Source organism: Nocardia brasiliensis ATCC 700358 (genome assembly GCF_000250675.2).
GTDB lineage: Bacteria > Actinomycetota > Actinomycetes > Mycobacteriales > Mycobacteriaceae > Nocardia > Nocardia brasiliensis_B.
The window spans coordinates 9,264,884-9,287,459 of the sequence record NC_018681.1 but is presented as its reverse complement, the minus strand read 5'-3'; the positions used below and the strand labels follow the sequence as shown (position 1 = coordinate 9,287,459).

The window sequence follows — 22,576 nt, the reverse complement described above, 5'->3', positions numbered from 1 at the left end:
TCACCAGATGTCGGTCCACGCCGGACGTTTGGGGACGTCGAACAGGGCGTAGTTCTTGCGGACCAGCAGAGGCGCGGTAGAGCCGACGCTCAACCGCTCGGCCAGGGCGCGTGCCTTTGCCTCGCGGAATTGCGGGTAGAGGAACTGTTTTCGGACGCGGAGATCCCGTCCGGAATCCGGGTGGGTGAGCCGGGCTTCGACCTGCACCCGCCACAGATCCCAGTTGAGCGTGCCCGAACGGTACTTACGGCGTACCTCCGACTCGACCACCACCGCCGCGATCTCAACCCCTGCGCGCCGCAAATAGTTGCGGCGCAACCGCCATGCGGCGGACAGTACGAGCATCCATGCGCCGATGCCCGCGAACACGCTCACCGGCAGATACAGTGCCATGGCGAGTTGCGAATCGGTCCACCGGACTATCGCGGCACCCAGTTGCAACGCGCCCCCCATGAATGCCACGGCCGCGACGACGACGCCCAGCGTCCACACCAGCGACATCGGGCCGATCAACCTGTCGGACCGGCTCACATCACTCTCCTCGTACGACTCGGCGGTGCGTCGCCGACTGTAATGGCACCCCCGTGGTGCGCGGTCACGATATGCGCCGGCTCAGCTCCACGGCCGCCGCTCATCGGGATAGTCGTCGAAGTCGTCCGGCCAGTCGCTGGGACCGACCACGTTGTCGTCCGGGCGCGGCCGGCGGGTCGGCGTCCAGGTGGTAGCCGCGGGCGGGGCCGGTTCGGGCGGGGGCTCCGGGGACCACCGCCAGATGAACTCCGGCGAGCCCTTCATCTCGGCGACCTCCGGCGGCACCGGCCGGGCGAGGGTTTCGATATCGCTCCAACGACATTCACCACTCGCGACTCGTGCGGCGTACGCCTGCAGCGCCGCGGACGCGGTGTCCATCCCGGCGACCATCGAGATGAACTCCTCGGTCACCTCGGTGGCGCGCTCGAAAAGCTCGGCGGGGTCGATGCTGTCGAGGCGGATGGTGGCGGTGCGCAGGTTGTCGACCGCGTCCATGACCTGGCGGGCCAGCGCCTCTGCCATGGGGTCGAGATCGGGCTCGCGCATGCTGCCCCACTGCGGCCGGGTCACTGGGCGTTCGCCCACGGTGTAGCGCCGGTGTCGTAGGCCTGCGTCGGTCGGTTCGTGGTGTCGCCGTAGTTGGCTATCTGCCCGATATCTTTGGCGAGGGCCGCTTTACGGGTCGCGTCGTCGATCTTGTTGGTGACCGGTGCGATCGCCTCGTCCAGCTTCTGCTTCGCCTTGTCCTGCAATCGGCCCACCGGATCCTTGATGAAGTCGAGGAGCGTCTTGAAGGCGTCGGCCAGCTCCTTGATCTTGGTGACCACGTCTATCGCGGCTTTGACGAGAAACCCGATGTCGGCGACCAGCTTGGCGATCCGTGCGGCGCCGAGACCCGGGACCGCCGTGGACAAGATATTGGCGACCGATTTGAGCGCGCCCTTGATGTCGTCGAAATCGCAGTACTTGTTGAGCATCCCCCACATTTTCTCGAGGATGGATTTGATGCCGTCCCGGATCATGTCGGACACCGCGCCCGCGCAATCGCTGACGATCCGGCCGACCGGCCCTTCCCACTTCATCGCCGCGATCTGTTTGGTCGCCCAGGCGCTGAAGGCCACCGAGGCGGCGCCGTCCCAATTCGGTTTGTTGTCGGTGCTGCCATCGATCCGCTTCACACCGGATTCGAGATTCTTGCCGCAGGCCTCCAAGCCGTTACCCGCCGCCTTGTACACCTCACCGAGCCTGCGGATTTCGGACCAGTTTCCGGGAATCGGCGCCAAACAGGTGACCAGCGGGTCGTATTCGGTGCCCGCCGCCCGGGTGATGCTCTTGATGGACTCGTTCACATTGCCGAGCACCGGGAAGACTTCGGCGATGAGCCCGGCGAGTTCTTCTTTGTTCGCGGCGGGCGCTTCGTATTTGACGGACTCGGGCTTCGAATAGCTGGCCGCACCGGCGTATTGCGCGGTCACGCCGGTCTCTTCGGTGTTGTCGCCCACCGGAAGATTCGATTCGGTATTCGCGTTCAGCGCGGCGTAGTTCTGCTGATCCTGGCTGTGATACATCCAGGCGGCCTTGTTGAGCTCGGTGCCGGTGCCGAGGGTGGTGTTCGCGAGCACCGCGTGGCGCTGCGACATCCAGTCCGCGGCATCGTTGATCGGGGCGATCAGCGTGTCGATGATCGGCCCGTGCAGCCAATCGGCCGCCTTCCCTTCCTTCGCCACGAAACTGGACGCCAGCAGGGCGTCCCCCGCTATCGACGTGACGAGATTGCCCAGACCGGCAATCTCGCTGGGGTTCGCCGCGAATGTCTCGGCCATCCGTATTACTCCCTGACTGTGTACTTCACTCACATCGGCGGGTGAGGTGCGCTTCGGCACGGCCCGCCGAAAAGCGGCACTACTCGGTGTCGAGTGCTTCGCTGAAGGTTTCGGCGATCTGGCGGATCTGGTCACAGGGCGGCGGCACGGCGACCGGGCCCGGGGTGACGATCAGCCCGGCCGTGAAGGTCCCGTCAGCCGATTCGATCGACGCCCAGCAACCGTTGCCGACCTGCGGCGTCCGGTACAGCACTGCCGCCCGTCCGCGGATCGGATCCGCGTTGAATATCTCGTGCTCCGAGCTCGTCCGGATGTTGTCGAGGGTGAGGTCGCTGGACGTCACGGACAACCCGCCGGTGGGATACTTCTCGCCATCGACGAGTGCCTCTCGCCAGAATTGGCAGCCGATCGTGGTGAGCAGCGAGGACACGCCTTCGCTCACCGCGCGCTCGCGAGTCGCCGGGTCGAACCCGGCCCGGCTCACCAGATCGTCGCCCACGCGGGTACACGGGTCGAACCGCACCTGTTTCGCGCCGGTCTGCGTCGGTGCCGGCGGGAGACTCACCTGCACGGCAGGGGGTGCCGCACTCGACGTCGCGGTATGTCCCTCGTGCTCGGTGGCACCACCGGCGCAGGCGGACAGCACCGTAGCGCTCACCACCAGACAACCGGCGGCGCAGCTCTTGCTCATCATCGAAAGCCCTCCCCGGGTCAGCAACCCCTTGGCGATCAACGACGATACGATGCCGCCGCACCCTGGTCAAACGGCACTGCCAGGCCTGTTCCGCCCTGGCGTCCCGACTGCCAAATGCGGAAATCCAGGTTTAGATCATTGCTCGACGGGCAAGTGCACCGGGCAGCGACCACCGGGCTTCCGGGTGCCGCTGCTGTTGTGCCGATCAGAGCTGATCGGAATTCCCGTCAGCGTTGGTGACGTACTGCTGGGTGGCTGGTCCTGGCCGCGAGACGCAGTCAGAAGCGGAAGCGCACGATCCGAGTGGACCGGCGCATGCCCGGCAGCCGGTTCAGGAGTCGGTACAACCGGCGAATGTCCTTGGGCGCCTTGGTCATCAGCACCGTGGCGTCGTTCATCGGTGCCTCGTCGACGAATTCGAGTCGTGTTTGCCAGTCGGCGATCGCGGCCGGATCATCGAAACCGCAACGGAATTGGGTACCGTACTTGCGCAGCACCGGATGCCACCTCGAGGTGCGCCACGCCCACACCGCCACCGTGTCGAACTGGATCCCGCCGGCCGGGAAGGCGGCGACCACGGCGCCGAGCAGCTCGCGCAGTTCGGCTTCGGTGAGGTAGGGGACCAGTCCCTCGGCGATCAGCAGCACCGGGCGGCCGCGCGGGATCCGGTCCAGCCAGGCCAGGTCCGTCACGCTGGAGCCGATCAAGGTGTAGTGCTCGCGCGGCGGCAGCAGTCGTTGCCGCAGTGCGATGATCGCCGGATAGTCCAGGTCGTACCAGTCGACCGTGGCCGGCGGGTCGACCCGGTACACCCGGGCGTCGAGGCCGCACCCCAAGTGCAGCACCACCGCGTCGGGGTGCTCGGCGAGGAAAGCCCGAGCCCAATCGTCGTGGGTCTTCGCGCGCACCACCGCACTGAGCCCGATCTGACTCTTGCCGAATCGACCCTTGTCGTAATCGGGTTCGAGCCGCCGCATCACCTGCTCGGCATACGTGTCGCCGAGTATCGGATCCGGCAACAGATTGTCCAGGGCCTTGGCCCGCAGCACAGGGCTGAGGGTCTTCTGCACTCCGACCAGTTCGGTGTCCGGCACCTCACCAACGCTACTCCCGCCGCGAGCCCGCAAAAGCGTGCAGCGCCGCGCCGGCGAGCGTCTGCTGTGCGCCGAACGCCTCGAAAGTACTGACGGGCCGAAAGCCCAAGCGAGCAGCGAGTTTCAGCGAACGCTCGTTGGCGGTCTGGGTGACGATCAGGACCGGTTGGTCGGGCAGCTCGGCCGCGGCAGCACGCAATGCGCAGGTCGCTGCCTCGAATGCGTAGCCCGACCCCCACGCTTCGCGCCGCAGCAGGTAACCCAGTTCGAGTTCCTCGCCGTCCTCGGTGAGATGTCCGGGTTCCTCGGCAGACCGGCGAGTCAACTGCAGTGTGCCGAGCAGCAGATCCGTTTCCCGGTCCGCGATGATGTAAACGCCCGCAGCCGCAGCAACATTCGCGATCCCCACCGCGTCCAGGTACTGCTCCACATCGGCGCGCGGCCGGGGCCCGCCGAGGTAGGCCCGCACCGGCGGATCGGTTTGCAACTCGATGAGCCCCGCCCGGTCACCCTCGCGCGCTTTGCGCAACACGACACGCTCCGCGGTGATCTCCGAAACGGACAGTGTGGGCAGCTGGCTCATGCAAGCCATTCTGGCTCAGACGCCGACGCCGGTCTGCTCGGCAAAACGGGGACCAGGCCGAGGCGCTGGGCCGCGCGTAGGGCGGCGATGCGATCGTGTACGCCGATTTTCCGGTAGAGGTTCTCGGTATGTTTGGTAGCGGTCGCGGGGGCGATGCCGAGTCTGCTCGCGATCGCGCGGGTGGTCAGGCCCTCGCAGAGCAGACCCAGCACCGCCAGTTCCCGCGGGGTCAGCCGGTAATCCGCGGGGTCTGCTGGTCCGCGATGCCCGAAGGCCGCCGTCTCGTGGGCTTGCACCGCATCGAGCAATGACCGTGCGAGCGCGGCGTATTCGAGGTCGCGGTCGCTGAATCCGTGGCTGCTGCGACTCATGATGACGCCGCGGATTCGGCTGCGCCCCGCGGCCAGCGGCAGCGCCAGCTGCCGGTCGATACCGATCGCGTCCTTGCCCGCCCGGTACGCTTCGCCCTTCCACCAGCGGTCGTCGGCGACTTCGTCCATGGTCAACGGCGTCGTGTCGCCGGTCCGGGCGTAGTGCTGCAGCAGCGGATGAGATCGCATGTGCGCGTGGATGAGTGCGTCGAGTGGTGCTTCGTGCAGCCAGTCCGGCGCACCGGTGAGGGCGTGTCCGGTGCCTGCGTTCCAGTCGAGATCGATCAGTACCGCGAGATCGCACGGGAGGTCGGCGGTGAGCCGCTCCATGAGCAGCGGCCACACCTGCACCGGATCGCGTTCGGTGATGATCGCCAAGGCGAGATCGTGGATTTTCCGTGCGGTCGAGTCGGTCCCCCTCGTCACCGCTTCAGTATCTCCCGGACACGTTCCGCGAACAGGCCGAAGCGGAGAACACCATACGAAGTTGTTCGTATGGTCGGCGCGGCGCCCGGGATCCTACGGTTGTCGTGCGCGAAATATGCTGCCGGGTAATCACTTTCGATCATGAGAAGGCGCGGCGGTGGCGACGCGCCCAGGCATGTCGAAAGGAAGAAAGTAATGTCGAGCCGAATCTCCCACCGCACCGCACGCTGGGCCACCCTGCTCATGGCCGCGACCGCCGCGCTCGGTCTCACGGCAGCGGCCCCCGCCCAGGCCGGCAACCTCCCGATGATCTACCCGGGTTACGCCCAATTCTGGGAGACCCCAAGCTTCGACAACGACGGTGTCACATTGGGTCTCGGCGCGCACGAACTGTTGCGCGTCACCAGGGACTGCGTGTTCTTCTGCTGGAACGACTGGAACAACGTGCCGTCATCCCTGAACGTCGGGCCGAATACTTGGCTGACAGTGTGGGACGGTGAAGGCCGCACCGGCGATTGCATTGCCTTCTGGGGCGGCGAACCGGTCGAGTACGGCGCAGGCCGCGCCTGGGACGATCTCACTCGAATCAACGCGGGCCCCGCATCGGGCGACTGGTCCAAACGGATCAGTTACATCACGGTGATCACGGTGTCGGCCTACGAAGACGACCGTATGACGAATTGCCCAGAAGCCGTGTGGCGGTAGGGCGTTGAGTGCCGCCGTCGCGGGTCGGCGCGATGGTTTTCGATCCTAGCGTGCCAGAAAGTCGGTGAGCAGCGGGAGCAGTGCGGGAAGCCCGTCCACTGGAATGATGTGGCCGCAGTCGGGGATCACTGCCTCGGTCAGATCGTCGGTGCGGGACCGCAACTGCCGGGCGAGCGCGTCACCGACCGGATGCGCCCCGACGGCCAGCGTCGGCATCCGCAATCGGGTTGTGGCGGTGGATGTTTCGATCTGACGGCCGCTCTCGGCCAAGGCCCGGTAGTGCGCGAAGGCGGCGCGCAACGCGTCCGACCCGGTGTAGGCGGTGACGAATGCGGTGCGCAGGGGCGCGGGCACACCACGGCCGCGCGTGCCCGCGCTCAGAAACCAGTCGATATAGGAGCCCTCGTGCCCGATGAGCACCGACTCGGCCAGGTCCGGGACGGCGTGGAAGCCGAACCACCAGGGCGGTCCGTCGCGCAGGAAATCCTCGGCCCCGGGTAACCGGCCGAGTATCGCCTCCATGAGCACCAGGCGCCGGACCCGATCCGGGTGATGCATCGCGGTCAGGAACGCCGGGGCGGCACCGAGATCGAAACCGACTACATCCGCGCGGGTTTCGCCCAGGGCGTCCAGCACGGCAAGCGCATCCATGACCAGATTCCCGGCGTCGTAACCGGTGTCCGGCCGGGTCGTCGCACCCAAGCCGCGCAGGTCGGGCGCGATCACCCGATGCGTCCCCGCGAGTCCGTCCAGCACGCCCCGCCACACCTGCCAGGTGTGCGGAAACCCGTGCAGCAGCAGGACCGCGGGACCCGCTCCGGCGACCGCGACATTCATCGTGATCCCGTTCGCCGCGACCCTGTGCAACGCGATATCTGCGCTCATCTCCACCTCAAAGCTGGTAACCATCAGTGACCACATCACGGTAGGTAACCTGGTCGGATCGGCCAAGACGGCACTTTCGACTCAGGTGGTGAGCTTCAGGTGACTACCCGGCGCGGAGATCTGTTCGATCCCGCCTGTCCGACCCGGCAGCTGCTGGACCGGATCGGCTCCAAATGGGTCTCCATGGTCATCAAAATCCTCGCGGCCGCAGACCCGCCCGAGGTGCGCTTCGCCGAGCTGCGCCGCCGCATCCCCGGCATCTCCCAGAAAATGCTCTCGGTAACCCTCGCCCAACTGGTCCGCGACAACCTCGTCGCCCGCCGCGTAGACCCCACCGTCCCACCCCAGGTCCACTACCGCCTCACCGAACTGGGCATGTCCCTGGAAGTCCCCCTCGCAGCCCTCCGCGAATGGGCCGAACTAAACATGTCCGCCATCGACGAGGCTGGCGGGTCTCAGAATTCGTGACACCGCACGACGCTGTGACCTGCGGCTTCAAGATCAGCCATCAAGTGGCCGACAGGCAGAGTTGTGCCGACGTGATCGGCGAAACCGGCACGGCGGACGAACGCAGGGCGGTGCCATCAGAGGGGGACCGGTATGAATTCACACGGCACCGCCCGGGTATTCGCCGGATCGAGTGCGTTCAAGACATAGGCGGCGACGCGGCGGGTGCTCGCCAGCATGCCGTGCCCGGAATAGTCCTGCGAACATCCCTGCTGCACAACAATATTGGTCGCGTTGGTGGCCGGGACCAGACCTGATGTATAAGGAACCGCGAGTTGATCGTGCTCGGTCGCGATGTTGGTGTAGGTGATAGCCGGGCTGTACACACCGTCGGAGTTCAGCTCCCGCAGGAAGTCGGCGTTCCGGTACAACTGATTGCACTGCTTGCACGTCGCGTCCATGAGTGCATCGCGTGCAGCACCAGCGCCCATAGCTTGGACGAACGCGGCGATGTCGGCCCAACCGAGCCAGTTCGTGCCGAGCCAGAACGGTGCGAGCGAGACGATTTTGTCCACCTTCACTGCCCCGCCGAGGCGTTTTGCGTAGTAGTTGCTGACGATGGCCCCCGCCGAGTGACTGACAATGTCTACCCGCGCGGCACCGGTCGCCTCGAGCACCCGGTCGACAAACGCAGCGATGTCCGCACCGCTTTCCTCGACCGACCGTAGACCTCCGGTCGACGAAAACGGCCACGGCATATCTTTGTACGCGCCATAGGTCAGCGCATACACGCAGTACCCTTCGTTGGCCAGCAATGGGACGTAGACACCCCAATTGGACTGTGCGTTAAGAGCGTAACCGTGCACGAGCACTACCGGATTCGGATGTTCCGCGCTGGGACGACACGACCAATTGTTGGATCCGGGCAGCGAACCACCGGGGTTCGCCAACTCATATGGGACACCGGGGAAGGAGTTGTACTCGACCGGATACTGCTGGATCGGATCCTGTCGAGCCAACGCCGACCCAGTTGCTGTCACCCACAGGGCGACCAGCACGGCGATGATGACGAGGGAACGTGGAACACTTCGCATGAGACCCCCCCAATAGCGAACTGTCCCAAGAACCTACCTCGGGCGGTTCACCACAGCAGACAGAATCGACAAACCCACGGCGAAGCGTTCTTCTGGTCCGCCTCCTCGTACATCTGGCCTGCTCGCAGAGCCGAGACAGCCACAACGGCTGTAGGGTCTCAAACTCGGCTCCACCTAGTAGCGCTGTCACCAGCGCATCTTGATGTTGTCTCACACCGATTGCACTGCTTGCCGTCTCACGGAGCGTTGCACTTCCTAGGGCCGGTTCCGGATAACGAGTGCCTCAGTGGTTTCAGGATCGACGTCCATTTAAGCGAAGGTTGTTGAAGACCGCTCGAAGGCGTTTGGGCAGATCGGCCTCGGTGCTGCCGAAGCAGTGCTGTGTCACTCTGTTACCTGAGCCTTCGTATCGCGTCTCCACCGATACGCACGCCGACCCTGTACCTGCGATGATGCAGACGCGGAGGGCACTCGTCGGGCCTGCCACTGCCCAGCAGCGAAGGTGTCCGTCATGCGGTGGTTTAGGGATGAAGCGCCGGGACTGCGATGGCAACGCGAGGGCGCTGTCGAAGGACGCTGCAGTGGGGAAACGCTCAGCCGGATCTAACGCCATACCACGCTTGATCTTGTCTGCGAGGGCACTGCTTACATGTGGAGCCCTGTCACGAACAGGAATGTAACTTCCCTGGGCGATTGCGGCTTCGAGGTCTATCTGCTGACGGATACCGTCGAAAGGTAGTCCTCCGGCCACGAGGGCATAGAGTGTGCAGGCGGCCGAGTACACGTCGGATCTTATCGATGCTCGGCCGCCAGTGAATAGTTCGGGCGCCCAGACCCGCAGGTCTCCATGCGCTTCTGCCGTTCCTGCTTCATCCATGTGCGCTGCAACACCAAAATCGCCGAGCTTCGCATCTCCATTCAAAGCCAGAAATATATTCTGCGGCTTGACATCGCGATGCAGGAGCCCTCGTTTGTGACACAAGTCCAAGCCGCGAAGTGCCCGCCTCATCCAGTCCACGGCCAGTCCTGGCTCTACTCCTAGAGGTTGGGCCCGTTGATCTGTCGAGCAGGCCGCCAAGGCTGTGTCTAGATAAGTGATTCCTTGAAACACGTCTGCATTGTTGACCTCGAGAATGTGCTCGCTTCGCAGTGCAGTGAGGAGGCTGGCTTCATGCCAGGTGGCTCCGGGGTCGCCGTTGCGAATGAGCTTCAACGCGACCACCTGATTCAGATGGCTGTCCCTGGCCTTCCAGACCTGGCCGAAGCCGCCAGAGCCAAGCGGCTTCAGTAGCAGGTATCGGTTTGCTATCGAGTCGCCGGGTGTGCCTAGTATCACATGAAGAAGTGTAGATTTTGGAGGATGTTAGTACTCGGAATGCAGGTAACAACTCGGAATAAGAGAAGAAACGTTTTGGGGGTGATCCTCAACTCGGCCGATGACTCGGTAGTAGCAAAGATTGAGCACGTATCGGCACCTAGTCACAAGGAGGCGATGGAAGCCCGCGAAGCGCGAGATTCCATCGCAAGCGCGCTGCGTGCCCACGCGGTGTCCGCGGCAGTGCTCTTCGAGGCCGATTACCATCCACAGTTGAAGGTTACCGATGGGACCAAGAGTCGATTGAGGCTTGAAGGTGCATGCCTTGCTGCATGCCGCGAGGTGATCACTGTGGTCGAAGTGATGAACGGCCCAGAACTCGGTAAGGCGTGTGGTGGCAAGAAAGAAGATGCTCTCCATGCCGCGAAAAGCCTTGGAGTCGAAGTAAAGCTCGTGGAGGCTGCCGCAGCGGCGTTGGCCGCAAAGTCATTGATTTAAGAGTAGGGAACCGTCGTGCTCGTTTGACTTCGTGCCTGATCGGCCCTTTTCGATTCATGTGCGCGTTTCGTGTACTCGTTGCCGCCGTTACAGATTGCGCCAGCGGCCTGGGCAACCACAGTTGTTGTCTGCTCCGTCCCTGTTACGCCGATGCACAACTGGTGCCGAGTCCGGCCCGACTGTAGAGCTCGCTGGCTACGACCTCTGCGGACGCCGGAATGACGGTGGTATCCGACCCTACGTCGATCAGGTAGCGGCCGGCGGCCGGGTGGTTATCTGCGATGTCGATCCAGTTGAGGTAGACCGGGGGGTGCGGGCGTCGGCTGTGTCGGCGCTGTTCGATGCAGAGGTGGCCTTCAGCTGTGCGAGGTGCGCGGAGCAGGGCGCGGATGCGTTCTTCTGGCGGTAGGTCGCCGTCGTGGGACACGAACCACGTGGTGGGTGGTTGTTCGCCACGGACACGTGGGGTGTAGCCGGCCATCGGTCCTGCCCGCCCTGTGGTCGCGGTGTGCATGGTTGCGGCGATGTGTTTGCCCAGGTTCTGGGGTCGTGTGGCCACAAGGCGGAGTGCGCCGCCGAATTCTGCGGTGGCACCGTGCTTTTGGAACAGCACGGCGCCAGTGGTCCCGGTTGCCACAGCTAGAGAGCGGAGCTTTTTCGTTGAATCGTGGATCTTGCCCGTGCAGATGATGCGTAGATCTGGGTCGGCCAGGAGGTGAAGCGCCGCAGTCAGATCAGGGTCCGCGTTGCGGGGGTATCGGGAGCTGATTCCGTTGCGTAGTCGCGCGTATTCGTCTGCTGTGGAGGGGGTTTCGATGATGCTAATCGGGTAGGGGTATTCATCCCGTTCGGCTTCAGCCCATACCCATGCGAATTCGTCCGGAGTGAAGTCCCAGCGAGCTTGGGTTTTCACCGTGGGTTGCCTGAGTCTGGGGCGGGCGGGTTGTCCCAAGTGTCCATGATCGGTCCGGTCAGGGTGAAGCTGCGCGTTCTGGACTCGCCACGGCACTCTCGGTCATCTGGATCGGGCTGTAGTTGGGGCTGACCGCTCTCGGATACGGGATCGCTTGAGGGCGTATCGGATTGAGCGTCTATGCTTGTGGCCACCTCACCACCGGTCGCTGCACTCCCGCCGCCCGGTGCACCAGCCTCATCCGATGTCGTCGCACGATCAGCGGGCGCAGGCGGCGACGATGCGCTCGCCGACTGGAGTGGGTGATTGTGCTCAGGTAGGGAAAGCGAGCTTTCCGCGTGGGCGTTGGTGCTGACTGCGCCGGGCGCGCCTGCATTCTCGGCCGCGGTCGTCACCTGGTTGATCTGATACGGATAGTCGATCGCATCGCGGTCGGCAAATGAGTATTCGGAACCGATCGTTCCTGGTGGGGCTGGTGGAAGATCCGCCAGTTCGGACTGCTGACGTATTAGATAGTCAGGTATCCGACGGGTGTGGTCACCATCCTCTTGGCGACGTGCACCAACGCCTGGTCCAGGCCCCATCACGCCAGTGGGGCGGGCAGTTGATCCGGCGGAGCGCCCTCCCGCAGCTAGGGGCGAGGCGGCACCTGGCATGCCGGGTGCGCTGGGTCCTCCGGTTCTCGATTCGGTGTTCGGGCCTGGGCCCGGCCCCAGACCCGAACGGTCGGGTGTGGATCTGGGGCGATTCGATGGCACGGGTCCAGTCGTACTCGGAGAAGCCGCCGTTGTGCTGGCGGGCGTTGTGTTGGTCATGCCGGGCCCGGTTGGAGCGGGCGCGGAACCGTCTGGCTTGCCGAGCCCTGCTGGATTTGTTGACGCCGGTGCCGTTTGATTCGAGTTCGTCAGCTGCGTGCTAGCTGGTTGGGTCTGTTCTTGGGGTGTGTCCGCTGAGACGGCTGGGCCGTCCGGTGTCCCAGCTTCTTGGTTGGCGCGCGAAGGGCTCGCTGGGTTGCTTTTCGGGACAACAGGATTCGTGTCGTCGTTGGCGGCGGGCGGTGGGTTGAATGCGGGTACGTTCTCGCCTGATGGAGGGAAGACCGGCAGGTAAATGTTCTTGACCGCCGCGACCGCCTGATTGCGAGCTTGGGCCGCAGCTTCGCTGTCTGCTCGATCCTTCTCACCGCTGATCAGTCCGGGCAGGACCGACTCCGCAGGATTGTCTGGATCTGGGCTTGTAGCAACTGTAGGGGGTGGCACCGCGGCGGCCAGCGCTTGCGCCGAGTAGAACAAGGCGTCCAATCGCATTCCGACCGACTGTGCGACGTGACCCATGTCCTCGCCGGCCTTGGCGAACTTGTGGGACGCTGCGCGGGCGGCATCTGCGCCTGCGCTCTCCCATTTGCCTTGCATCGCGTGGTCGACGCCGAGCTTATTGAACTGGAACAGGTTCGTTACCCGCGTCGAGGACTGTGCCCACCCAGTGACCAAGTTCCACAACGCCTGCTGATCGAGCGCCTGGGCGGCATCCCAAATCTGTTGGTGTGTCATCGTTTCCGGTGGCGGGTCCGGAGTGGTCACGTACGAAGGGTCGACCTCAGTGCGGCCGAGCTGCTCATCGTTTTTACGGACCTGATGCTGGGAGTTGGCGGCCTTCTGCTGCGCCAGTTCGCCCGGCACTCCGAGCAGATCTTCAATGAACGCGTTACCGACCTTCGGGGGCGGCTGATTCTCGCCGCTCAACGTGGAACCCCGAGGCCGAGCATGCTGAGATTGGTCCGCAACGTCGTCCCCCTTCGTTCGCTGCTCGGAGCTTAACATTTCGAGGCAGCCGACATGGCCTGTCGCAGGGGTGGTCATTGTCCGGGAAGCTGGCATCTACGCAGGTAAGGGCGTTTTATGGTGGCTAGCTGTAGTCGCGGAGACGTTGTGCTGTTGGCGCAGATCCGAGGCGCCGGTTTAAGGTTCTGAGGCAGGACCGGCCGAGGAAACGCTCGAATCCAGGGGGATCCACGTGGGATTGTTGAAGGCTGACATCGACCAGATGAACTCATTGGCGACAGTCCTTGGCGACGTAGGTCAGAAGATCGACGACATCGAGATCCGCGCTGCTGTCGGCGACATCAAGGCCGCGCTTCCGGGCTGCCCGATCCCTGATGCCTGCGCAAAGGCTGGTGAATCAACCGAGTACGCCTGGCTCAAGGTCGCTGACCGCATCCGTTCGGTCGCGACCGCGGTCCAGAACACCGCCGCCGACATCAATGCCACGGATGAGTCGTTCAAGCGGCGGCTCGAGGCGATGTCGTTCCACGACAAGGACCGCTGATGCCGACCCGCAAAGAGGTAGAGGCATGGCGTACCTGGGCGCTATCGGACTGGGCGGGCCGCATCGAATCCGGCGACCAGGCGTATACGGCACAGCTCGAGCGGGCCATCAACCATTTCAAGAACCTCAACGGAGCGTGGGCGGGGAAGGCCTACGACGCTGCCTACGACCGCATCGGGGAAGACCAGGACGAGGGACGCAAACTGTCCTTCGAAGTACGCGAGTTCATCACCGCCCTTCGCAGTGCTGACGGCAGGCTGTCCGACGAACGCCGCGTCCTGCTCGGAAAGGTCGCCGAGGCAGAACAAGACCACACCGAAGGTGCCTCTTTCACGGTCTTGGATCAGTGGGCGATTCAAGTCCAGTACCCCGATCCCATGCCCGAGGACAAGCTGACAACGATCCAGAGTCGTGCCCGTGCGCTGCAAGACGCCATCAACACGGCTTACTACAGCTTGAGCAGTGCGATCTCCGACGTCATGACAGCGATCAACACCAACGGGGAAGAAGTCCGCACCCGCGGGGACCAACTCGGCAGCGGGGTCTTCGCCAAAGGCCCGGCGGACTGGACAACTCAGCGCGAGCTATCCGGAGAACTCGGCCGCGAAGACGGCGAGAACATCTCCGATGGCAAACTGTCCGACGCCGAAGCCGCTCGTATTGCTGCTCGCCTGGCACAGGCCAATCTCACTCCCGAGCAACTCCAGGCGTTGGCCAACGGCCAGGACATCACCGTCCCAGCCTCCACGATGGACTACCTATCCGGCTTATATGACAAATCCGGGCGTGACGGCCTCCTTGCGGTATCGGAGCAGCTGCGCGCCAACGGATCCCCGGAATCACAGCAACTACGCCAGTACCTCGCCAATGGCATGATGACCGTCTCCAACGAACACGTCGTGGCGAAGAACGCTCAAGGTGTCGCGACCGACCGTGGCAGTTGGAACAAACTCAACCCGGAAGTCCGCGAAATCATCGGCACCCGACCGAGATTCAGCACCGACGCACCGGACGCGAACACCCGCGACGTGCCGGACGACTATCGCGCGGACTGGACTTCCTCGCACGGCCGCAACGGCACCCTGGAGGAGTACCTCCCTGACATGGCGAACTTCGCCGACTTCGTCAACAGCGCCGACGAGGGATACCAGCCCGGTCAACGACTCGGAGTCGAACTCACTCGCCAATCTGCCCATCAGGCATGGCTTTTGGAGAACGGCGCCTACACCCACTACGAAGGTCGTTCCGAGGACACCGCCAAGTTCTACAGACTGACCGAGAACAGCGCCCAGGACCTGCTTGACGCCGGAAGCCGCAGCAAGGAAGCCAATCACGCCATTCTCACCGGCCAAGGTGGTGACGAGCTTTTCGGTAAGGGGGTGCCGGGACAGAGCTTCGACGGCTACCCACGCGACGATGTGATGAAGTCGCTCATGAAACACGACTGGCCCGACGACGGAAAGGTCGCTAGCCAACTGGTCTCCTGGATCGGCGACGACGCCACGTCGTCGAACCAGGATGTTTCAACCAGAGCGGGGCAAGCTGCTTCCGGCCTTGCGCAGTTCGTGTCGAGCCAATCCAAAGATCTGATGAACCTCGACGGCGCGGGCACGGCATCCGTTGGCGAAGTCAACCCGCGTGCCGTACAAGGTATTTCGACGGCGCTGAGTCCATACATAGCCAACTTGGCCGGCGTGCAGGAGCAGTATCTTCCGACGCACGGATTCACTCCGCCTGATTCAGAGGGCAGCCTGTCTCGGGATGCTGCCCAGAAGATTTTCGCGGTAGTCGACACTGACAAGCAGGCCGCAATCCAGTTCAACGGTGCCGCCCTCAGTACCTCGGGTGACCTCCAATCGGCATGGACACGATCTGTCCTCGAGGATCCCGCCAATCCGGTCCACGATTTGGCGGTGCGATCGGGCATCATCAACGGCCTGGTCGACCGCGGCTTGGATCTCGAAACTGCCGACCGGACCAAGGACGGCGTCATCCAGAAGGCGCACACTTTCGCCGACAAGGGTGAGGCTTACGACTCGTTCAAAACAGGGATATCGACTGGCATCAAGTACGTGCCGGTCGTCGGTACCTACGCCGGACCGCTGATAGACGCGACCAACACCGAGTTCAAGAACAACCTGATCGGAATCGCCACACCACCCGACCCAGCTACCCCGAACCTCGATACGCACAACAGCCTGGCCGGGGCCCGCCAGTACTACCAGGTAGCACAGGTGCTCCAGGCTCAGGACAGCGTGCTGGCCCACGACCCCCGCTACAACTACCTGTTCGACAACGACGGCAAGCTCAAGGACTACGACGTCGTCGTTCGTGAACGACACGGTGATCAGGTGGGGGTCTACACAGCGTTGACCAACATCCTGAACAACTACCAAGGCGGCGTGCTACAAGATCCCCTGCAGGTGATGCAGCAAAGAGTTACGGAAGGCAGGAACCTCGTCCGGTGACGCGCATTCGATTCCTTCTTCTCCCTGTACTCCTGGCAGCTGTCGTGTCCGGGTGTGGCAACTCGGAACGTGGTTCAGCTGCGTTGACCGCGGCCGAACGGCTGGTCGACCAATCATCGACCAATGGAGCGGTCGACAAGGGCACGGTCCAAGACGCATTGAAAGGGGTCGGTCTGCCGCAAGGGGTGACGTCCGACGACTTGCTGGACCAGCTGATGAGTCATCGCTGGAACGACAAAGATTCGACAGTCGGCGGACTGTTTGCCTGGATCGGCTCGGACGCCGCCTCGTCCGACGTCGCGACTTCGACCCGCGCGGGCGAATCCGCAACGATGCTTGCCCGATACGTTGCCGATCACACTTCAAAATTGCTTAATGTCGACGGTTCCCGAACCAATGCGGTAGGCGACGCCAATCCTGAGCTCGTACAGGGTCTCGCGGTGGCTTTTGCTCCTTACCTGCGTGACCTTGCTGGTGCCAGCCCGGAATTCGTCACTTCGAGAGGGTTCACCGCGCCCGATCCTCTCGGGAACGTCCAGCGACCCAAGGCGCAGAACATCTTTGCTGTAATCGACTCTGGTGCGACATCAGCACTCGACCTGAACAGGCAAGCAGTCGAGACCATAGCTGAGCTGCAATCCGACTGGACCCGATCGTGGCTGGCGGATCCACAGAACCCAGAACTCCAACTTGCGTTTTACGCAGGAACCCTCAAAGGGCTCGTGACTCGAGGACTCGATACCGAAGCTGCGGACCGAGCCAACGACCAGTCGAAGGATCCGAAGGAAGTCGCCCTCCGAGTAGCGGTCAGCAACGATCTCGACCCTGCCCACACCATCTACGAGATCGCACGTACGGTGCAAGACGCCGACGGCCCGCTAGCGCATGACCCTCGATACGACAGCCTTTTCAAGCCGGACGGACACCTCGAGGACTACCGCGCGCTGGTTGATTCGAGGAGTACGAGCACTCTGTATAGCGATCTACTCAACATCGTGAACACCTACCGCGGCGGTGCGATGAAGAACGCCGTCCAGGACCTCGAGGCATACATGCGTCAAGCCGCCGAGGCTGTACTGCGCTGAGACGACCCGGCAGCGAGTTGGGGATTGCCAAAGTGATGCTTATACGCGCGGCAAGCTCGGCTCGATGGACTCAGCCGTACTCCGGATCAAATCGCAGGGCCGGTCCGCAGCCCGCGCCTTGTTGACGTCGAGTTGCAATTGGAGCACTCCGTCAGTGGCCTTCATGGCCAAGAAGCACGTTGTATTGGTTGAGTCGCCCGGGAGCTGATATGTCACAGCCTCGCGGCTGGCTACCGACGTAGTTGTTGCGGAGCTCGCGTATCGATTTTTGTACTCGTCTAGCGTCAGGTTCGACGACGACGTGACCAAAGATCCCATCAGCAGTCCCTGCTCTTTGCGAGTGAACTCGCATCCAAGTGCGGAGTAGCCATCTGCGATGAAATCCTTGCGCTTACGAGTCCGCGGATCGTATCCAGCTCGCTCGATCGTCACATCATCGAGCTTGAAGCAGGGATCGAAGGTCACATCCTGACGGCCCTGGTTTCGCTGGGCAGGAGCAGGCGGCACCGAAACGGCAAGCTTCAGCTGAGTTGGTGACGGCGCGGCGGAGCTTTCCGCTGGACCGCCCTCCGACGTTCCGCCATCACACGCCGCGACCAGCAGGGCAGCGATGCCGCAGCATACGGCGGCAACAGCACGCTTCATGCCGTCAGTCCATCGGACTCGCCGACGAACCGCAACGCGGCAGCGTTCTTCTGGTCCGCTTCCTCGTACATCTGTCCTGCACGCAGGTACGCCTCCTGCAGTCGAATCGCTCCTTCGATGAACTGCGTCAGCACATCGAACAGCTGATTGGCCTTGTTCGAGAACCCGGTTGCAAGCTGCTGGGCTGAACCGAAGCCTCCGAAACCAGCGAGGTTGAGGATGCTCTTGATGTTTTGCTGCTCAGCCACCAGCCCGTCGATGAGAAGGTCGTAGGCCCGAACCACTTCGCGAACGGCTTCTTTGTCGAACTCCAGTTCTCCGGCCCCCGCCGCCTGGTTGAACGCTTGGATCTCCGCCCTGCCATAGTCGACCTGCATTCTGAACCCCCTCTCGAGCGACTTTCTGCAGGCTAACAGCTTTCCTCGGTGTACCGCAGAGCCGAGACAGCCACAACGGCGATCTAGCCGCGGGCCATGTCCACGAAGCGGCTGAGGTGCAGTTGGTGGGCGACGGTGATGGTGGCGGTCGGGCCGTTTCGGTGTTTGCCGAGGATGAGGTCGGCTTCGCCGCCGCGCGGGTCGTCGCGCTCGAACGCGTCGGGGCGGTGCAGGAGAATAACCATGTCGGCGTCCTGCTCGAGGCTGTTGTGGACCGAAATGCCTTGGGCCACAAAGTTATGGGTGCCGGGTACGGTGCCGTCGTAGACGTCTTGTTCGCCGAGACTGGTGATCTCGACGATTTTGTCCCAGAAGACATCGTTGGTGGCGAGCATTTCGATATCGGCGTCGTCGAGGACGACGGCGACCCGGGCCAGCCGAGAACGACTCGGGGACCGCTTCCACATCGTGGATCCGCAGAACCGGGATCCCATGGCCGCCGAGAATTCTCGATGGGTCATCTGTTTGGTGGCGAGCAGGCTACGAACCTGGTTCCAGACTTCCTTGGGCACGGTGTCGACATTCGTATTGCGTGCCAAGGGCGCCAAATGGACCAACGCCGCCTCGGCCGACTGCCCGCGGACGCCGTGGACACCGACATCGCGCAGGAAGACGGTCTGGTTGTCGGATCCGTCGATGGTCAGATGCCAGCAGTCCCGATAGCCGGCTTTGCGGATCTGCTTGATCCGGCCGTGGACACCGACTCGAAGCAACAGTTGCGCGACGTCGTCGATCAAACGGCGGCTGGTCGACGAATAGTAGACACGGGCCTGTCGGCCGGTGTCGTCCCAGCGCACCGAACCGTCGGTCGCCCACAGATGGCGCAGGAACAAGGCCACCTGATCGTTGGGGAGCTCGAAAACCGGCTTGGGGATGAACTTTTCGTAGCTGCGCAGGCCGAAAAGGCCGAGCTCGTCGAGCCATGCGGCAATCGGGTTCCGTTTGCCGTGGGTGAGGCGTTCGGGAGCGCGCAGGCGCAGCGTGGACACGCGCGCGGCCGGATACTCGTCACGCACTGCGGTGACGCCGAAGTGCGTGGCGGCCGCGGTGACCGCGTCGAGGTTCGCTTCGTCGATGCTGGCGTAGCGAAGCGGCTGGCGCTTGACGCACGAACCATCACCGATCATGTGCGCCAGCAGAATGATCTCGGCGTCCGGCATCCGTGTGGTGTGCACCGGCTCCGGTACGTGACGTGGGGTGGCAAGGCGGTCGCCGACGGCGAGCTTCTCCAGAGCGATCCAGCCGTCGACGGTCAGGAAGGGATGGTTACCGGTCGCGTCGACCACCCGCCCCGAGGCGAGGCGCAGCCGGAACACTTCCTTGCGTCCGCTGGGGAAGACTTTCACCATCGGACGCGCCACCATGCGCATCCGCTCGTCCAGGGACCACACCAGCGGCTGCTCACCGCTGGCCAGCAGTTCCCCGAGTGTGCTTTCGGTTCCGTTGTCCGCGCGCAGAATGCGGGTGGATGCGGGCAGGCAGCCGGACTCGCGGAGATCGGACACCATGGGGCGTTTGTCGGTGCGCTGTTCGGGACCGCGGTTCAGCTGACTGATCGCGACCACGGGGACTTCGAGTTCTTTGGCGAGCAGCTTCAGGTTTCGCGAGAAGTCCGAGACTTCCTGCTGGCGGGATTCGACCTTTTTACCGGAGGTCATCAGCTGGAGGTAGTCCACCACCACGAGTTTCAGGTCGTGGCGTTGTTTGAGCCGCCGCGCCTTGGCCCGGATCTCCATCATGGTCAGGTTCGGTGAATCGTCGACGAACAGCGGCGCTTCGCTGATCTCGCTCATCCGCCGCGCGAGTTTGGTCCAGTCGTCGTCACTCATCCGCCCCGCGCGCATATCACCGAGCTTGATCTTCGCCTCCGCCGACAGCAGACGCATCACGATCTCGGTCCGGCTCATCTCCAGCGAGAAAATAACGCTCGGCAACCCATGCTTGATCGAGCAACTCCGCATGAAATCCATGCCGAGGGTGGAATTGTGCGTCGGCACCATGGTCTGCCCGGCGAGGTAGAGATGGTCCACGTTGTCGACCTCGACGCACCGAACCGGGACGGTGTCGATCTTGCGGACATCGACGATGTGCCGAGCCTCGGCACGCGCAGTGCCCGGCACCATGTGGTTCACATCATTGTTCGCCGTGCGGATGCTGTGGACGATATCTGCGGTCGTTCGAACAGCGGGCTGCGGTCCGTGCGTGCGGGCCACCGTGAGCCACTGATGCTCCTCATCTGCGACGAGGACTGTCCCGTCGGAGAATTCGACCTCGTAGCACGGGCGGTCGGTGAGGATGTCGGTGGCGGCTACTACGCGGGTGGGGTGGCCTGCGGCGTCGAGGAGTTCGTCGCCGACGCGGACCTCGCCCATGGTGGTCCAGCCGGTGGGGGTCGGGAGCGGGGTGTCGAGGGCGAGGGCTTTGCCCACGCCCGGGCGGGCGGCGACGATGATCATCTGGCCGGGGTGCAGGCCGTTGGTGAGTTCGTCCAGTTCGGTGAAGCCGGTGGGGACGCCGAGGGAGATGCCGCCGCGGCTGGCGATGGAGTCGATCTCGTCCATCGTGGGCTGCAGGAGTTCTTCGAGCGGGAGGAAGTCTTCGGTGGTGCGGCGTTCGGTGACCTCGTAGACCTCGGCCTGGGCGCGGTCGACGACCTCGGCGATGTCCTGGCCGTCGGCGCCGGCGTAGCCGTACTGGACGATGCGGGTGCCTGCCTCGACGAGGCGGCGCAGGATGGCCTTCTCGGCGACGATCTCGGCGTAGAAGCTGGCGTTGGCGGCGGTGGGCACGGTCTGGGTGAGCGTGACCAGGTAGGGCGGGCCGCCGATGCGCTTGAGTTCGCCGCGGCGGTCCAGGCCGGCCGCGACGGTCACCGGGTCGGCGGGTTCACCGCGACCGTACAGGTCGAGGATGGTGTCGTAGACGGCTTGATGCGCGGGACGGTAGAAGTCGCCGGGCCGCATGACCTCGATGACGTCGGCGATGGCGTCCTTGCTCAGCAGCATCCCGCCGAGCACGGACTGTTCGGCCGCCATGTCGTGCGGTGGTTGCCTGCCGAAGTCCTCGCCGGGGGGTTCGGGCGGGAAGTCCGCGTGTCCGCGGTCGTCGACGACTGCCATCCGGCTCGACCGTCCTTTCTCCACCTGGGCTCACCATATTGATGATTCGGTCCACTGTCCGGCTCCCACGCGGAGGTGGCAGCGCAGCGGGCCGGCGCCGCTGCGTCGGCGAATGCCGCCGCGGGTGCCAGCTACCGTCTTGATATCCACTGATTCCGGACATGGGGGACTGTTTGTACGGGCTGTAGCGACGAACCTAGGCGTCCAACAAGCGGCCATCAAACCAGAATGTGCACACACCTGTGGATAAGTTGGGGACTGTTCACCCAACGATGTGTACCCCCTGTGGACAACTTGGGGAAAACCCAGGTCATCGCGGGGGAAGCCGCAGATAGACCCGGATTTCCCGGCTTATCCACGTGTGGATGAACAAAGTCGCGGCGTGTCGGGGAAGTTGAACGGCCGGGCGTGTTGAGGTAACGGCCAGGGTGGCCGATATGAGCTGAATCACATTGCCACCGGTCGGTTTCTCCGGTCATCCACAGGGGATCTGCTCGGCACCGCGATGACCAGCGATGATCGGCCGAGAATGTTCCGTCTGGCAGGACTGCGAGGAGAGCTAATAATTAGCTACCGCTAGAAGTGGCCGACGTCGCACAGCGAAGACCACCCCCGCGCCGAACGCGGGAGTGGTCTTCGGGACTTGCTCGAATCAGCTGGCAGCGACCTGCAGGTCGAACTTGGCCACCACGTCGGGGTGCAGGTGCACCACGACGACGTGCTTGCCGACCGTCTTGATGTGCGACTTCGGCAGCTCGATGCTGCGCTTGTCGACCACGGGACCGCCGGCCGACTTGATGGCCGAGGCGACGTCGGACTGGGTCACCGAGCCGAACAGCTTGCCGGTGCCGGCCGTCTTCACCGACAGCGAGACCGACTCCAGGCCCTCGATGGCCTGCTTCAGCTCGTTGGCGTGATCGAGGTCGCGCACCCGGCGGGCATCCTGCGCCCGGCGAATGCCCGCGACCTGCTTCTCGGCGCCACGGCTGGCCACGATGGCCAGGCCGCGGGGCAGCAGGAAATTGCGGCCGTAGCCGTCCTTGACCTCAACGGTGTCGCCGGGCGCACCGAGGTTGTCCACGTCTGCAGTCAGAATCAACTTCATTTGCGTGCCTCCC

The 22,576-nt window shown here is 63.7% G+C and carries 22 protein-coding genes; 7 read left to right on the top strand and 15 right to left on the bottom strand.

Going from position 1 to position 22,576, the window contains the following annotated elements:
• The 7 genes from O3I_RS41625 to O3I_RS43280 all read right to left on the bottom strand — a co-directional run bounded on the left by O3I_RS41625 (nucleotide 1) and on the right by O3I_RS43280 (nucleotide 5,522).
• Nucleotides 1-531, bottom strand: coding sequence for a hypothetical protein (locus tag O3I_RS41625; RefSeq protein WP_014989095.1), 531 nt, complete (start codon nucleotides 529-531; stop codon nucleotides 1-3).
• 81 nt (nucleotides 532-612) lie between these two features.
• Nucleotides 613-1,077, bottom strand: a complete 465-nt coding sequence (locus O3I_RS41620; RefSeq protein ID WP_063632412.1) for a hypothetical protein — start codon at nucleotides 1,075-1,077, stop codon at nucleotides 613-615.
• Between the two features lie 20 nt (nucleotides 1,078-1,097).
• Nucleotides 1,098-2,354 carry a hypothetical protein gene (locus O3I_RS41615; RefSeq protein WP_014989093.1) on the bottom strand — a complete coding sequence of 419 codons (1,257 nt, stop codon included), beginning with the start codon at nucleotides 2,352-2,354 and terminating at the stop codon, nucleotides 1,098-1,100.
• 79 nt (nucleotides 2,355-2,433) lie between these two features.
• Nucleotides 2,434-3,048: a DUF3558 domain-containing protein gene (locus tag O3I_RS41610; RefSeq protein ID WP_014989092.1), complete on the bottom strand. Its 615-nt coding sequence runs from the start codon at nucleotides 3,046-3,048 to the stop codon at nucleotides 2,434-2,436.
• Between the two features lie 278 nt (nucleotides 3,049-3,326).
• Nucleotides 3,327-4,142 (bottom strand): class I SAM-dependent methyltransferase, encoded by an 816-nt coding sequence (locus O3I_RS41605; protein ID WP_014989091.1) that lies wholly within the window; start codon nucleotides 4,140-4,142, stop codon nucleotides 3,327-3,329.
• Nucleotides 4,143-4,152: 10 nt separating this feature from the next.
• Nucleotides 4,153-4,725, bottom strand: a complete 573-nt coding sequence (locus tag O3I_RS41600; protein ID WP_014989090.1) for a GNAT family N-acetyltransferase — start codon at nucleotides 4,723-4,725, stop codon at nucleotides 4,153-4,155.
• Nucleotides 4,722-5,522, bottom strand: coding sequence for a helix-turn-helix transcriptional regulator (locus tag O3I_RS43280; RefSeq protein WP_014989089.1), 801 nt, complete (start codon nucleotides 5,520-5,522; stop codon nucleotides 4,722-4,724). The genes O3I_RS41600 and O3I_RS43280 overlap by 4 nt, the downstream gene beginning before the upstream one ends.
• 195 nt (nucleotides 5,523-5,717) lie before the next feature.
• Between O3I_RS43280 and O3I_RS41590 the strand changes: the two genes are divergently transcribed.
• A complete protein-coding gene (locus O3I_RS41590; RefSeq protein ID WP_014989088.1) occupies nucleotides 5,718-6,227 on the top strand; it encodes a hypothetical protein in 510 nt (169 codons plus the stop codon).
• Between the two features lie 45 nt (nucleotides 6,228-6,272).
• Here the strand turns inward: O3I_RS41590 and O3I_RS41585 are convergent, their stop codons facing one another.
• Nucleotides 6,273-7,136 (bottom strand): alpha/beta fold hydrolase, encoded by an 864-nt coding sequence (locus O3I_RS41585; RefSeq protein ID WP_051067101.1) that lies wholly within the window; start codon nucleotides 7,134-7,136, stop codon nucleotides 6,273-6,275.
• Nucleotides 7,137-7,211: 75 nt separating this feature from the next.
• Between O3I_RS41585 and O3I_RS41580 the strand changes: the two genes are divergently transcribed.
• Nucleotides 7,212-7,580, top strand: coding sequence for a winged helix-turn-helix transcriptional regulator (locus O3I_RS41580; protein WP_014989086.1), 369 nt, complete (start codon nucleotides 7,212-7,214; stop codon nucleotides 7,578-7,580).
• Between the two features lie 116 nt (nucleotides 7,581-7,696).
• On the opposite strand, the gene O3I_RS41575 is transcribed toward O3I_RS41580, so the two are convergent.
• The gene (locus tag O3I_RS41575; protein WP_041563203.1) at nucleotides 7,697-8,653 is read right to left on the bottom strand and encodes an esterase/lipase family protein; all 957 of its coding nucleotides are present in this window, start codon (nucleotides 8,651-8,653) and stop codon (nucleotides 7,697-7,699) included.
• Between the two features lie 292 nt (nucleotides 8,654-8,945).
• The gene (locus tag O3I_RS44395; protein WP_014989084.1) at nucleotides 8,946-9,989 is read right to left on the bottom strand and encodes a serine/threonine-protein kinase; all 1,044 of its coding nucleotides are present in this window, start codon (nucleotides 9,987-9,989) and stop codon (nucleotides 8,946-8,948) included.
• Between the two features lie 24 nt (nucleotides 9,990-10,013).
• Between O3I_RS44395 and O3I_RS45275 the strand changes: the two genes are divergently transcribed.
• Complete coding sequence (locus O3I_RS45275; protein ID WP_141691837.1) at nucleotides 10,014-10,466, top strand: hypothetical protein; 453 nt, start codon at nucleotides 10,014-10,016, stop codon at nucleotides 10,464-10,466.
• Nucleotides 10,467-10,608: 142 nt separating this feature from the next.
• On the opposite strand, the gene O3I_RS43475 is transcribed toward O3I_RS45275, so the two are convergent.
• Nucleotides 10,609-11,379: an ESX secretion-associated protein EspG gene (locus tag O3I_RS43475; protein WP_063632295.1), complete on the bottom strand. Its 771-nt coding sequence runs from the start codon at nucleotides 11,377-11,379 to the stop codon at nucleotides 10,609-10,611.
• Between the two features lie 1,325 nt (nucleotides 11,380-12,704).
• Between O3I_RS43475 and O3I_RS45270 the strand changes: the two genes are divergently transcribed.
• From O3I_RS45270 to O3I_RS41545, 4 genes are all read left to right on the top strand, one after another.
• Nucleotides 12,705-13,196 (top strand): hypothetical protein, encoded by a 492-nt coding sequence (locus O3I_RS45270; protein WP_141691838.1) that lies wholly within the window; start codon nucleotides 12,705-12,707, stop codon nucleotides 13,194-13,196.
• Nucleotides 13,197-13,392: 196 nt separating this feature from the next.
• A complete protein-coding gene (locus O3I_RS41555) occupies nucleotides 13,393-13,704 on the top strand; it encodes a hypothetical protein (protein WP_014989081.1) in 312 nt (103 codons plus the stop codon).
• Entirely contained in the window at nucleotides 13,704-16,172 is a 2,469-nt protein-coding gene (locus O3I_RS41550; protein ID WP_014989080.1) for a hypothetical protein, read from the top strand. Before O3I_RS41555 ends, O3I_RS41550 begins: the two co-directional genes overlap by 1 nt.
• An 83-nt stretch (nucleotides 16,173-16,255) precedes the next feature.
• Nucleotides 16,256-17,257 (top strand): hypothetical protein, encoded by a 1,002-nt coding sequence (locus O3I_RS41545; RefSeq protein WP_014989079.1) that lies wholly within the window; start codon nucleotides 16,256-16,258, stop codon nucleotides 17,255-17,257.
• A 39-nt stretch (nucleotides 17,258-17,296) separates the two neighbouring features.
• Here the strand turns inward: O3I_RS41545 and O3I_RS43270 are convergent, their stop codons facing one another.
• The 4 genes from O3I_RS43270 to rplI form a co-directional block, all read right to left on the bottom strand.
• The gene (locus tag O3I_RS43270) at nucleotides 17,297-17,902 is read right to left on the bottom strand and encodes a DUF3558 domain-containing protein (protein ID WP_081594257.1); all 606 of its coding nucleotides are present in this window, start codon (nucleotides 17,900-17,902) and stop codon (nucleotides 17,297-17,299) included.
• A complete protein-coding gene (locus O3I_RS41535) occupies nucleotides 17,899-18,279 on the bottom strand; it encodes a hypothetical protein (protein ID WP_014989077.1) in 381 nt (126 codons plus the stop codon). Before O3I_RS41535 ends, O3I_RS43270 begins: the two co-directional genes overlap by 4 nt.
• Before the next feature lie 83 nt (nucleotides 18,280-18,362).
• Nucleotides 18,363-21,458: a replicative DNA helicase gene (locus O3I_RS41530; RefSeq protein ID WP_014989076.1), complete on the bottom strand. Its 3,096-nt coding sequence runs from the start codon at nucleotides 21,456-21,458 to the stop codon at nucleotides 18,363-18,365.
• Between the two features lie 652 nt (nucleotides 21,459-22,110).
• The gene (rplI, locus tag O3I_RS41525; RefSeq protein ID WP_014989075.1) at nucleotides 22,111-22,563 is read right to left on the bottom strand and encodes a 50S ribosomal protein L9; all 453 of its coding nucleotides are present in this window, start codon (nucleotides 22,561-22,563) and stop codon (nucleotides 22,111-22,113) included.
• Nucleotides 22,564-22,576 lie beyond the last annotated feature (13 nt).